The organism is Kordiimonas sp. SCSIO 12603, from assembly GCF_024398035.1.
Lineage (GTDB): Bacteria > Pseudomonadota > Alphaproteobacteria > Sphingomonadales > Kordiimonadaceae > Kordiimonas.
Window position 1 is genome coordinate 98,144 of record NZ_CP073748.1, and the last position, 13,249, is coordinate 111,392.

General features: G+C 46.0%; 11 protein-coding genes. 4 read left to right on the forward strand and 7 right to left on the reverse strand.

Annotation, left to right across the window (positions count from 1 at the left end; genetic code table 11):
* Positions 1–23: 23 nt before the first annotated feature.
* From KFE96_RS00365 to KFE96_RS00375, 3 genes are read right to left on the reverse strand one after another with little or no spacing between them, the layout of a single operon-like run.
* Positions 24–1,427 carry a cell wall metabolism sensor histidine kinase WalK gene (locus KFE96_RS00365; protein WP_255834035.1) on the reverse strand — a complete coding sequence of 468 codons (1,404 nt, stop codon included), beginning with the start codon at positions 1,425–1,427 and terminating at the stop codon, positions 24–26.
* A gap of 17 nt (positions 1,428–1,444) precedes the next feature.
* Positions 1,445–2,164, reverse strand: a complete 720-nt coding sequence (locus tag KFE96_RS00370) for a response regulator transcription factor (protein ID WP_255834036.1) — start codon at positions 2,162–2,164, stop codon at positions 1,445–1,447.
* On the reverse strand, positions 2,161–3,318 hold the full coding sequence (locus KFE96_RS00375) for a serine hydrolase (protein ID WP_255834037.1): 1,158 nt from the start codon (positions 3,316–3,318) through the stop codon (positions 2,161–2,163). Before KFE96_RS00375 ends, KFE96_RS00370 begins: the two co-directional genes overlap by 4 nt.
* A 180-nt stretch (positions 3,319–3,498) precedes the next feature.
* On the opposite strand from KFE96_RS00375, the gene KFE96_RS00380 reads away from it, so the two are divergent.
* Positions 3,499–4,932, forward strand: a complete 1,434-nt coding sequence (locus tag KFE96_RS00380) for an ATP-binding protein (protein ID WP_255834038.1) — start codon at positions 3,499–3,501, stop codon at positions 4,930–4,932.
* Complete coding sequence (locus KFE96_RS00385; RefSeq protein ID WP_247017859.1) at positions 4,929–5,591, forward strand: response regulator transcription factor; 663 nt, start codon at positions 4,929–4,931, stop codon at positions 5,589–5,591. The genes KFE96_RS00380 and KFE96_RS00385 overlap by 4 nt, the downstream gene beginning before the upstream one ends.
* A 54-nt stretch (positions 5,592–5,645) precedes the next feature.
* Here KFE96_RS00385 and KFE96_RS00390 read toward each other — a convergent pair whose 3' ends face one another.
* Genes KFE96_RS00390 through KFE96_RS00400 form a run of 3 tightly spaced genes read right to left on the reverse strand, consistent with a single transcriptional unit; the run spans position 5,646 to position 8,947 of the window.
* Positions 5,646–6,734: an EF-hand domain-containing protein gene (locus KFE96_RS00390; protein WP_255834039.1), complete on the reverse strand. Its 1,089-nt coding sequence runs from the start codon at positions 6,732–6,734 to the stop codon at positions 5,646–5,648.
* A 21-nt stretch (positions 6,735–6,755) separates the two neighbouring features.
* The gene (locus KFE96_RS00395) at positions 6,756–8,345 is read right to left on the reverse strand and encodes a hypothetical protein (RefSeq protein ID WP_255834040.1); all 1,590 of its coding nucleotides are present in this window, start codon (positions 8,343–8,345) and stop codon (positions 6,756–6,758) included.
* Between the two features lie 59 nt (positions 8,346–8,404).
* Complete coding sequence (locus KFE96_RS00400) at positions 8,405–8,947, reverse strand: outer membrane protein (protein ID WP_247017863.1); 543 nt, start codon at positions 8,945–8,947, stop codon at positions 8,405–8,407.
* A gap of 305 nt (positions 8,948–9,252) precedes the next feature.
* On the opposite strand from KFE96_RS00400, the gene KFE96_RS00405 reads away from it, so the two are divergent.
* On the forward strand, positions 9,253–10,227 hold the full coding sequence (locus tag KFE96_RS00405; protein ID WP_255834041.1) for a cytochrome-c peroxidase: 975 nt from the start codon (positions 9,253–9,255) through the stop codon (positions 10,225–10,227).
* A gap of 11 nt (positions 10,228–10,238) precedes the next feature.
* On the opposite strand, the gene KFE96_RS00410 is transcribed toward KFE96_RS00405, so the two are convergent.
* Positions 10,239–10,733, reverse strand: a complete 495-nt coding sequence (locus tag KFE96_RS00410) for a MarR family winged helix-turn-helix transcriptional regulator (protein ID WP_255834042.1) — start codon at positions 10,731–10,733, stop codon at positions 10,239–10,241.
* A 298-nt stretch (positions 10,734–11,031) separates the two neighbouring features.
* Between KFE96_RS00410 and KFE96_RS00415 the strand changes: the two genes are divergently transcribed.
* A complete protein-coding gene (locus KFE96_RS00415; RefSeq protein WP_255834043.1) occupies positions 11,032–13,239 on the forward strand; it encodes a TonB-dependent receptor in 2,208 nt (735 codons plus the stop codon).
* Positions 13,240–13,249: the final 10 nt, after the last annotated feature.

Consider the following 13,249-nt stretch of genomic DNA (forward strand, 5'->3'; position numbering starts at 1 on the left):
CTGAAAAAGAAACACCCTAGCGGTTAGGCATCACACCGCGGAAGTTCCATGCGAAAGCCAAGGCCGCCACCTTCAGGTAAAAAAGCGTCAATTTCCCCACCGTGAGCACGGATAATTTTATCAACAATACTTAACCCTAAACCGGAACCACCAGTGGCTTGCGTGCGGCTGGCATCAACCCGGTAAAGCCTATCAAACAGCATAGGCAAGGCTGCTTCCGGCACACCTGGACCATTATCTGTGAAGACGATAAGGACTCTTTTTTCAGATACAGAACACTCGATATCTAACCGCAATCCCTCTGCCCTTGCAGTTACCGAATTTTGTACCAAATTATCAAACACCTGGGTCATCCGTATGGGGTCAATTTCACAAATAACCTCAGGGCAGGATAATGACCATTCGTAAGGGCTACTCACCCTGCCCGCCTGCAGTTTTTCCTGTAGGAATCCTTGCAGATCAATGGCCTGTTTTTCCAGATGCAAATCAGCACTGTCTAGAGCACTGAGTAAATCCAGATCATTGACTAAATTAACCAACTGCTGTGTTTGATCGAGAGCATACTTTACCGTTTTATCATCGCCTTCAATAATACCTTCCGAGGCTAATTCCAGCCGCCCTCGCATGTTATGAAGCGGTGTCCGCAGTTCGTGAGATATCTCGGCAAGCAGTTCATTTCTTCTGTCTTTTTCCTGTTCCAATCGGTCGCGTGCCTTATTGAAAGCCGAAACCAAACTATTCACTTCATCCTTAAATCCAGAAGCTGGCATGGGGGCTGGTAACTTTTCAGAAGAAAGCTTCTGAGAGAAGTTTTCAAGCATGCGCAGCGGTGCTAGTCGAAATCTGACGAGCAGAATAATAAACATCCCAACAAGCGCATAATAAATACCAAGCTCTCGCACATGTTTGCCCAGATTTTTTGTGATGATGGTAAAAGTGCTTGGCTCAGATTTAAACGTAGGGTCCGGCACTATGAAAATAAGATATTCAGTGCCCCAATGGAATGCCGGAACCCGGTTATAGATTTGAATAATCTCTTGCTTGTTATAGAGACTGCTGAGCACCACAGAATAGCCTTGGCCATCTGGTTCTGCTCTCACCAGCTCCGTAAACACGAACTCACTATTACTAAATCCCTGAATTTCAAACCGCTGATTTGTAACAATAATAACATTATCACCACCACCGCTCAGCTGTTCAAAATCAGTAATCAAACCTGCGATTTGTTGTTTGGTATTTTGAGGTTCCGAAAGCGACCCTAAATATTGTTTATAATCGGGCTTGTTGACGCCAGAGTTTGCCTCAAGCGGTGTCAGGAATATGCCAACGGTGGTTTGATTCAAAAGCCCCGTAAAGGTGATAGTAAGCCCAAGAGCTATAATAATTGCAAAAGCAAGTTGCCATTCAAGTCTGTGATAAAATTTCATGATACCGGGCCTTTGAGCTACTTGCGGGGCTGATCAGGTATGAGTTTCATTTTATACCCCACCCCGTAGACAGACGAAATTCCGTGCTGCTCTCGGTCAATCTGATTAAGCTTTTTCCGGGCGTTATGCAGATGCACATCCACCGTACGGTCACTGCTCTCAGAATCGTAACCAAAAACAGCCACGAACAACTGTTCCCGTGTGAAAATCCTTTCCGGTGACTTCAGCAAAATCATAAGCAATTGATATTCGGTTTTAGTAAGAGCAAGCTCCTGATCACAGTAGAAGATTTGCTTGTTGAGCTCATGCCACCGCCAAGGGCCTAAAGCACCTGTTTCATCAGATACGGGTTTAAAATGCTGCCGCCTGAGGTGCGCTTTTATTCTGGCGATCAACTCCTTATGCTCAAACGGTTTTTTAACATATTCATCAGCACCGGCCTCTAGGCCAACAACCAGATCGTCAGGGGTAATACGCGCCGTTACCATAATGATAGGAATCTGGCTTTTTCGCCTTATATGAGCGCATACTTCAACACCGTCCCGTTCTGGCATCATCCAGTCGAGAATAACCAAACCTGGTTTCTGCTGCTCAAACAGTCGAATGGCGTCAGTGCCATTCCGCGCCGTAATACACCGCATATTATGGTGCTCTAGATACAGCCGCAGGTTTTCGGCTGTATCCCAGTTATCTTCCGCCACTAAAACAAGCGGCTTATCGTCAAGTTGATCATTCAATATTCAACAACCTTGGTCACCAACTGCGCGCTCAAATACTCTGCCAAATGACGTTCTGTTCGCCAAGCGAGTTCCATCATATCTCTCGAAAAACTATTACTCAGCATAACAATCCATGCGTCTTCATCCTTGAGCCAGAGGACATCAGCGAAAAAGAAGCGATTGCTCCCATTATGAGCCACTAAATCTCTGCCTTTGTCTGTTTTAAAAATCGCCCAACCATAACCATAATGGCTATTGCCAGATGGATCTTCCGCAATATGTCGGGTTGTTAAAAGTTCTATAGAGTTCTCTGTTAGAATTTCTGCATTGCTAAGAGATTTAAGCCAGACATGCATATCCCCAAGTGTTGAATGAATGCCGCCATTGCCTTTTAGCAGCCAGGAAATTTCACCCATATCCTGATAACGGGCAATACCAGAGCCAAACTTTTTACCGCGTGCATATCCTTCTGCTACCAGAGTTTCTGTCCAGTCAGGCGCTAAATATCCAGTGTTAAACATCCCAAGTGGTTTGAAGAAAGTCTGCTGGAGATAAGCCTCATATGCCATATTGGTTACAAGCTCGATAATCCGAGTTAGTGCGCTATAACCAACATTCCTATATTCATGCTCAGATCCCGGTGTAAAACGGAGAGACTGTTTGAAAACAGTATCAAAAAACACATCGGTTTCAACCAGGTCATAATCTCCTTTATCAGGAAAACCACGAAGGCCGGAACTGTGGGTCAACAGTTGATGGATAGTTATACTGGCTTTATCTGCTGGTATATTGGGGAAATACTTTTGCAGACCATCACTTAAGGCTAATCGTTTTTCCTCGACCAGTTTCATTATCGCCGCACCAGTAAATTGCTTTGTAAGCGAACCCACATCATAAATAGTATGCACGTTGGTTTTTTGCTGGCTATCCCGCGCCATTACACCAAATTCATCGGTTAAAACAACCTGCCCTTTGTGGGCAACAAGCAAGGAACCTGAAAAGTTTTTACGTTCATATTTATCCAAAAGCTGCCTGACATCAGCTTTCAACTTTTCTGTATGATCAAGGGATGAAGCAGCTTGCACCGGAAAACCGAACCCGGCTGTGACTGCAAACAAAACTACGCCGATAATACCCCCTAGAAATAAGGGTTTTGCGAAAAAATTAGACACGAAAATATCCTCATTGGTAATTCACATTACCGGGGCATATAAAAAACAAAAATCATGAAATAATTAAGATTTCCCGCGCGCCACGAATGCACGGTATGGAGCCAGCGTTAGTATCAATATTTTCCTGGCCTAAGACCATAGTCTGGTTCGCGCATCTATACGGTATGCTACTACTTAATCATGATGATGAATTTTAAACGATATATTTCTCAGTTTCGTCGCCGTTTCTGGTGGCGTATCAGTATTTATGCAGGCCTGAGCTGTTTTGTGGTTATCAGCGGAGCAATCAGTCTAATTCTTGTTTTAAATGACTATTCAGATTTTCTCGATACTACAGAAAAAGACAGTTTGGAGATGATCGCTGAAGAAATTGTCGAAGAGCACTCTACAGCCATTCAGCAATCCATCGAAAGCCCGGTATTTGAAAATTTAATTGAGAATACCACGGCAATGCTTGAAAGCCTGAAAATGTATCAGGAGCCATTTCTTGTTCCTGACACTGAAGATATCGATTATTTCTTCACACTCAACAATGTGGCAGACGTAGCTTACCGTATCACGATTTATAACGCAGAAGAGAAAGAGCTTATCACCATGAGCTCTGATAAAATTCCGCTTAACCTGAAGGAAAACACCCGTTTTCATGTGGCAAATGTGAACGTGCCCATGGAAGCTCCTCACACAGGCAGGGTGAAAGTTGAAATATACGCCACATTCAACCTATGGAAAACGCTTTCAAATAACTTTGGTTTTGCTGATGGCCCTTGGATCGTGTTCATTCTGCTTGCCACCTTTGTTGGCATTCTTAGCGGTTTTGTAAGCGGCTGGCATATGACCAAACGGCTAGACCGGATATCAGCAGTTACCAGAGAATGGTCCGCAGGACATCTGGGGGAACGCATTGATGATAGTCACAGTGATGAGCTTGGCGACCACGTAAGGCAATTGAACCGGGTAGCAGACGATTTGAACGAGCTTGTACTTTTAAGGCAGGAACTGTCCGCCCATAACGAACGCGAACACCTCTCCAAAGAACTACATGATACTGTCAAGCAGCAGGTTTTTGCGCTGGCTCTACAGATAAAAGCCTTATCAAAACACCCAGAAATGCCGGATGTACTGAAAGCACGAGTAGAAGAAACAGAAAAAACCGTTTCAGCTATCAACAGTGAAATCGTAAAACTCCTCTCTGAAGCCCGGCCATCTTCCCAGACCAGTACGAACTTTATTCAGGGGTTGGTAGATCTCATCCCCAGCTACACAAAGCACATATCTGTGGTTCTTTATTATGATGAAGAGGTACTGATGATGAGCCAAATGCAAGAACATCATCTTTTACGGATCACACAGGAAGCACTGAACAACTGTGTAAAGCACTCAAAAGCTTCCGATGTTGTCGTGCGCCTGAAAAGGGAAGATAATATATGGTCACTGGCAATAAGGGATAACGGCGTGGGTTTTGATACCGGCAACCCTAAAAGCGGCTTTGGCCTGAATAACATGCAGGAACGTGCCACAAGTTTTTATGGGGATATCATTATTGAAAGTACCCCTAAAAAGGGCACATCTGTGTGCATTACCTGGAAAGCAACAGTACAAACGAGCAAAGCATGACAGAAGAAACGGAAATCTCACTTATCATCGTTGATGACCATGCACTTGTAAGGCGTGGTCTATCACTGCTGCTGGAAAACAGCCCAGGCATCAACATTATTGGTGAAGCTGAAAACGGCGAAGACGCTGTGAAACTAGCCGCCGAAACCGCGCCCGATGTTATACTTCTTGATCTGTTTCTGCCCGACATCTCTGGGGTAGAGGCCGCCCGCCGCATTAAAGAACTAACACCCAGAAGCCAGATATTGATGCTTACAAGCCATGAAGGGGATGAATATCTCACCGATGCCATGCAAGCAGGCGTGCTTTCATATCTTATCAAGGAAAGCGATCCTGACGATTTAATAGCTGCGATCCATAAAGCGAACAAAGGTGAAGCAACCCTTAGCCCAAGGCTGGCACGCGCATTGATGAAACATCTGAGCCGCGCAGGCAACCATGACAATCCGCTCCATGAAAGCCTGACACAGCGTGAGCATGAAGTATTGCGCGCTATCGCCAACGGTGATTCAAATCAAACGATTGCAAGCAATTTTGGTATCAGCGAAAAAACCGTAAAATCTCATGTAACAAATATTCTCAGCAAACTTTATCTGAATGACCGCACTCAAGCGGCCGTCTATGCATGGCGGAATGATCTGGTTTCCAATAATTCATAAAAAAAAGCGAGGCCAGACAGCCTCGCTTTCTCACTCGTTACAATACTCGGAACATTATTTTTGCGAGGTAGCAAACTTATATTTTTTGAATTCGGCAGAGGTCATCCAGTGCACGCCTTCAACGGGCGCTGCCTCTAATGTGAACCAGTAAAATTTCGCAGGAATGCCCATCTCACGGTAATATTCCAGATAGGGCTGATGCTGTTCATCATCTCTCGGCACATCCTTGCCTTCATAGCCAGGCCCACCCCAGGAATGCACGCCAGCCATCGCACCCGGGCTTACCGAACGCTCAACACCCGCGAGAAAGAAATCTGTACCGCCAGAGGCAACCACACTATTTGAAGCCAGTTTAGTATTAAGGCCAAACTGGCGTACATAAGATGCAGCCCGAAGATTTGCTTCATCATCTACGGAACCCGGAACACGACCAAGAAGGATTGTTGTTACCTCAGGGTGCTCAATAACCAGTTCCAAAACACGTGCTGGCGTAGATGCACTGATAGTACCTGTCATCACTGCGGTACTACCCTGCACATCAAACTCAGCCAGTTTATTATCTTGTTTCGCTGCCGTAATTAGCTCTTTTCTGGTAATGGAACCATCGCGGTTCAAATCTTTATCCTTAAGATCATCCCAGATTTCTGCCTCAGGCATCTCTTGCTTGGTAAGCGCACCATTGCCGTTTTCATCCAACGCTTCCATAATATAGGCAACTTCATCGCGGATTTCGCTATCAGATACCACAATGGCATTAGCGAGATCAAAGGCCTGAAGCTCCTGAAGGCTCACAGTCTTATCTCCATTACGGTCCACACCACGCGCCAAGTCTCCTACAGCTTTTTTAAGCTCTTTCACCGTAAGTTTGCCATTACCATTTGCATCAAGAGACGCCATCATCTCTTTCAACTCTACCTCTTCATCTGCTTTCAAGTTAGCTAGATGTTTTTTAAAATCGGCTATGCTCAGCTGTTTCTTACCGGTTTCCTTCTGCAACCTTAGGAGCTGGTCCATTGCTTCATAAGCGCTGATAGTACCATCACGGTCTCCATCCAGAAACTTCAACACATCATCCGCGGCTACAGTTTGCGCAGCAAAACCAAAAGCCAGGCTTGCCAATAATAAGTCTCTTACCAATTTCATGAGTATGCTCCCTGTTACCTTTTAGAATTGCACCGTAAGGCTAGCCAGATCTGCCAGCGCTATATCTTCAACAAACAAGCTATTGCCGCCACCCAGATCGAAGCTCACACCGCCCGATTGCTCGGTCGCAGCATTTTGAAGTGATGCAACATCTGTGAAATCAGTCTCCGTGAAACGGAGATCAAGGCTATCTTCCGCGGTGTTGAAATCAGTAATTCGGTCCGCACCGCTGTTTTCACGGAAAACAAACACATCGCTGCCATCACCGCCAGTGAGAGTATCGTTACCTGTGCCACCGTTCAGTCGGTCAGTGCCTTCACCACCACTAAGTACATCATCACCAGCGCCGCCAAAAAGGGTATCATCACCCACTGCACCTGTTAGCTCATCAGCACCAGTGCTACCATATAGAATATCATCGCTTGCGCCGCCGTTCAGCGTGTCGTTGCCAGCCCCACCACCCAGTGTATCGGAACCTTCACCACCGGAAAACGTATCAGCTCCCGTGTCAGAAGCACCGGCATATACAGCGTCATTCCCTGCGCCGCCAGCGACCGTATCGGCACCGTTGCCAGCACGGATAAAATTATCTGCGTCATTCCCGGTGATTTCGTCATCACCTCCGGAAGCAAGCACACGTTCAATCACTGTTTCAGGGGTCAGGTAAACTGTTTCATTATCTGTACCGACAACGTTACCTGTTGCATCATCCGTATAAGTGATGGTGGTACCAACATTCACCCAAGTGCCTGGGGTCAGATCTAATTTCAGATCACTATTGCCGCCAGTAAATGAAAGCGTATCTGTACCACCCAAATCATAGATGGTTTGGTAATGACGTTCAGACAGATCGAACGTGTAAGTATCATTGCCAACTGCTGCTGTTTCGTTTTTGCCGTAAAGTGCCTGCAAAGCTAGAATATCCAGATACATAAATGTGGTTGGCCACAAATCTGCATCATCGGCATTAGCCACTTTGGCAGAAATACTGCCATCCCCTACTTGTGAAGCAACTGAATATTCATGCCCTAGGAATTCAGCAGGAAGTGGTGTTGCACCGCGATCAGGCGCTTCTTCAGGATGTTCAATACCAAGCGCATGTAGCAGCTCATGCAGTACATTTACTTCGTACCCCGGGTCTGATGCCGGAATACCTCCATTGATGATAAATACATTGCCTGAAAGTGGCCCGGAACCGGGGAAAAGAGCGATGCCTGCAGCATCATTTCCGTTTATGTCTGCGCTACCAAGGCGGATGGTACCAGCCTCATCACCGCCGTCAGGAACTTCCACAAACCGAAGGTTAGAAAATTGTTCAATCTGCTTCAACGCATCCCGAGCAACTTCAGCCAAACGTTCAGGCAATGGGCCATAGTTCCTAAGGCCAATATCTGACAGCTCTGCAAGCTCCCCTGTTGCCGTACTTAAATCCAGCGTACTGGTCTCTGTCACCAGACTAAAGGTCAGTGTCGTAAGGCCGGAACCATCTTCATCTGCCGCATAGCGAATATTGGAAAGCAAACCATCAATGCGGTTGTCGCCAGTGGGGCTGAAAGATGATGTAGCACGTACATCTGTTACTGTTCTGTTGTTATCAACGGATGGTCCCATTTTATTATCCTTTCACTGCCTAAAAGAAAAAGGGCAGCCGAAGCTGCCCCCATGCGAGATTAGAATTTAAAGAGAACGCCGCCTAAGCCTTGGAATTCTTTATCTTCTGAATACATACCGGAAAAACGGATACTTACTTTTTCGCTCACGGCATATTCGTAACCACCACCGAAACGGAAAGAATCTACTTTTGTGCTGCCAATGTTTACATCAGCTACGTCTGCGCCAACGCGGATATTATCATAACCCACAAGCGCATAAAGAAGCCCTCTATCACTTACAGTGTAACCAAGATGCAGATCACCACCGATATGGCGGCCAACTTCTGCTTCAACGTTTGTACCGTTGACATTCAAACCACGGTCTACGGAAGACCCACCAAAACGGCCTTCAATACCAAATACAAAACCACTGTCTGTTTGCTTACGAAGGCCAAGAACGCCGCCATAATAAAGACCAGAGTTACCGTTAACGCCGCCGAAATTATTGAAACCTGCTTCAACACCGATATAGCCGCCGTCGAAAAGTTTATCGTCTGCTTGTGCTGCACCAGATACTGCAACCACCGCTGCTACTGCTGCCGTTTTAATGATTTTTTTCATTGTTTTCATCCCTGTAAAATCATGTGTCTTTTTCAGTGATCTGTCCTCAAAGCGTGCTCTGAGTGGGAAGAATCACTTATGGGTTCATTTTGTACAGAGATTGCCAAAGCGGCACATCGGATCAGGGTTTCAGTGCATATAAGCCAATGGTCGCCCTTCGCTCTAAGACCATGGTCTTAGAAGGGAAGCTAATGGCTTGTTTTCTATCACTTTGAATTATTGATATCGGTTTTATCTGTTTTTAATACACTGATAAATCGCCATACTGAGTAAATGAATAGCGCTTACAGCAAGGAGAAAAACATATGTGGATCAAAAAAAGCATCGTTTTTATTTTGCTGTTTACAGGTCTTTCAAGCCAATTAAACGCGGCGGAAGATCTTCGTTCCCTTGCCCGCCGCTTATTTGGCCCCTTGCCAGCAACCATGCCGGGCAGCCAAAATGATACCCCAGAAAGAATAGCACTTGGCCGAGCGCTCTATTTCGAAACAGCACTATCAGCCAACCGTACTCAATCCTGTGAAAGTTGCCACGCCCTTAAACACGGCGGTCCTGGCACTGATAATCTACCAACTTCCTTTGGCGCTCTCGGGGAATTTGGCAGAAGAAACAGTCCAACCGTATGGAACGCTGGGTTTCAATCTTCTCAATTCTGGGACGGGAGGGCCCGTAACCTGAAAGACCAAGCTAAAAGCCCACTTCTCAACCCGCTTGAAATGGCTCTTTCATCGGAAGAAGAGGCGGTGGAGCGTTTATCGGAACTTGGGTATGGCCCTCAATTTGCGGAAGCCTACCCCAACAGCGATACGGCTCTGACCTTTGAGAATATTCTTGAATCTCTTGCAGCTTTTCAGCGCACCCTTATCACAACCGACAGGTTTGATGCCTTTATGAAAGGTGACGATACCGCCATGACAGATACGGAAAAACAGGGTTTACGCACCTTTATCAAAATTGGCTGTAGTCGGTGCCACACAGGGCCCCTTATGGGCGGAAAATTATTTGCGAAGATGGGATTAAGAAACCCATACCCCAATAAGGAAGATAGAGGCCGTGCCGAGATCACTGGTAAAAAGTTCCATGAATTTGTGTTCAAAGTGCCTACGCTCAGAAACGTAAGCCAAACCGCCCCTTATTTTCATGATGGTGCCGTTGCTTCCCTTGATAGGGCAGTGAAAGATACAGCATGGCACCAGGTTGGGTTAAAAATCAGTGATCAACAAACCGCAGAGGTTGTTGCTTTCCTGAAAACACTCGATAACCAGACAGAGTTTAAGTGAAAACCGAAGCGTTAGCTATCATGGTTTTGGCTAACAACAACCAACTTATTCAGGATTTCAATAAGCGTTTGCTTTTCCTCAGCGGAAATAACTTCTTCAAGCTTTTCACTAAAGCTCTCGAACACAGTAATAAGCTCATTACAAAGCGCTGAACCTTTTTCCGTGATATAAAGTGCTTTACTGCGCTGATCCTTATCCATGGCTTTCGTATAAATAAGGCCCTTTTTAACCAGCGTGCTGATAGCACGTGTAACCAAAGCCCGATCAAAGCCCATCGTATCTGCGATTTGAGAGGGGATAATTCCCTGCCGGGTCGCAACCAGCATAATCACCCGCACTTCCGTTTTGGAGACAGAGGCAATGGCCTTCACATTTGGCAGGCTTTCATAGTTGATAGCCCGGTGCATCCAGAGCTGAGTCCTTACGACACAATAGGGAATATACGCTTCAAAATCGAATGAAGAGTCAAAATCCACATATTTTTGTTCTTTTTTTTCTTCCGCCAAAACCTTCTCCAGACTGTCTTTAAATTATCTCGTTCCACCCAGAAACAATGAAGCCCAATCCCTTTAATTTCATAGCGTTGCAGATTTTCACGCAACGCAAATCAACTTCTGGAAACTTTTACAAACGATACATCCATCCATCACAGCCAACAAGGAAAATGATTGATCTTGTCAATTAGTAATTGACTTTATCAATTTTATAATTGACTTTATCAATTACATCATCACTCGTATGCTACGATCGACCCAAACGAAATGCAGGAGAGATGATTAAACCGGGAAGTCCAGGGAGGAAGCAGTGTTTAAAATTAAAGGTAGGAATTTCTCTGCATCAAAGAAACAGCTCTTGAGCGGCATATGTTTATCAACATTAGCGATGTCCCCTCAGCCGCTGTATGCTCAAGATCAAGATGATACCGCCACATCTGATTCAGGTCTTGTTATCGAAAATATTGTGATTTCTGCGCGGAAACGTCAGGAAAGCCTGCAAGAAGTACCACTCTCGGTGCAGGCAATCACCGGCGACAAGCTTGAGAATGAACGTATTGATAACGTCGAAAACCTGATCGGCAGAGTGCCCAACTTATCATTAAGCTCAAACCTGCTTTCTCCCGGCAACGATTTCCTGAATATCGTTATCCGGGGTGTTGGCTCCCAAAGTGCCGGTGCGCCTGCTGTAGGCACCTTTGTTGACGGCGCTTTTGTACCAGCCCTTTCTTTTGATATTGGCTTCCTTGACGTGGAGCGAATTGAGGTACTCCGAGGACCGCAAAGCACATTGTTCGGCCGGAACACACAAGGTGGTGCGCTTAATATCGTGCTCAAACGCCCAGATGAAGAAACAACAGGTAAGGTAGCTTTTACGGTAGATGAATTTGAAACCGTACGTGCTCAGGGTGCTATCTCTGGTCAGATCAGCGAAAACTGGTTTGGTAGCGCGGCTATTGATGTGTCCCGCACAGACGGTTACCTGGAAAACCCGGTGCTCGCAAACCAGAATGGCGCCAACGGCAACGGCAGATCAGTTTCTGCAAACGATGGCAGCAAATTCTCGGGCCGGGGGGCGCTACGCTACAAGCCAAATTCAAGGCTTGATGTAAATCTTGCTGTAGATGGTTCATACAGAAAAGGCCTTGATGGTCACCCTGGCGTGCCGCGCGGTACCGAAGAATTTATTGTGCGCAGTGATTTTCAGATCGATGCTGAATATGAAAATTATGGCGGCGCATTAAATATTGATTATGGGTTCGAAAATGTGGATCTCACGCTTATTTCCGCATACCGCCATGTATCCAGTGAACTGCCTTTCGATTTTGACGGGTCCCCGGAACGCGGCCCCAATTTTCAAGATCTTCAAAGTTCACAAGAAATCATCTCACAGGAAATTCGCCTATCTGGCACCTTTGATGATCAGGTGAACTGGATTATCGGTGGATATGCATTTTCTGAAAATTCAGAGACACGCCGCCGTATTCAGTTTCAGGACCTTATCTTTGGCTCCCTGCTTGTTGACGCGCAAGATCAAAAGCTGGACCGCAAGGGCTTTGCCTTGTTCGCCGATGCGGTATGGGAAATCACCGACAGGCTGGAACTGCAAGCGGGTGTTCGCTATGCCGATGAAAGCGTAGATTCTGAAATCACTCTCGATTTTACGGCCCCCCTTATTGGCCTGGCTGTGGATGAAGTAGGCACTGGTACAGTAAGCGATAGCAATTTCTCCCCTGCTGCGTCGCTTCGCTATAATATCAGTGACGATTTATCAGCATACGTTCGGTATGCTCGTGGCTTCCGTGCCGGTGGTTTTCCCGCAGCACCGGCCACCGCAGTTACTAATTTTTCTTTCCAGTCAGAAACATCAGACAACTATGAATTTGGCTTAAAAGGTAAACTTGCAGATGGGCTTGTAAACTTTGATCTGTCTCTGTTCCAGATTGATATTACAGACCAACAGGTAACAACGTTGGTATTCATCAATAATGATCCAAACCTTCCGGTAGCTTCTGTGGATAACGCAGGCCGCAGCCGCTCTCGCGGGTTTGAAGCCAATATCACAGCACGCCCAACATCCAATTTTGAATTCGGGGTAAGCGCCGGGTATGTAAACGCGGAATTCCGTGAATATATTGATACTGTTGGTGCGGATCGTTCTGGCGAAAAACTACCTTTCGTCCCTGAATGGACCCTGCAAGCTTACGGTACCTATACCATCCCACTCGGGACTTGGGGTGAACTCGATCTATCCGCAAAATACCGCTATGTGGATGATATTCTTTCAGGCAGTGGAGTAGATATCGACCTACAGTTCCCTGTGGAATCTTATGACGTGATCGACCTAAGCGCTGCAATCGTGGCTGATGATTGGCGGTTTGAACTGTTTGTTGATAACGTTACCAACGACTTTATTGAAACCCGCGTCTTCAACGCATTCTTCTTCGAGGAACCAAGACCATTTTCAGTTGTCTTACCACCTCGCAAAGCCGGTTTCAGAGTAAGTTATCAGTTTTAGTCATTGGTAA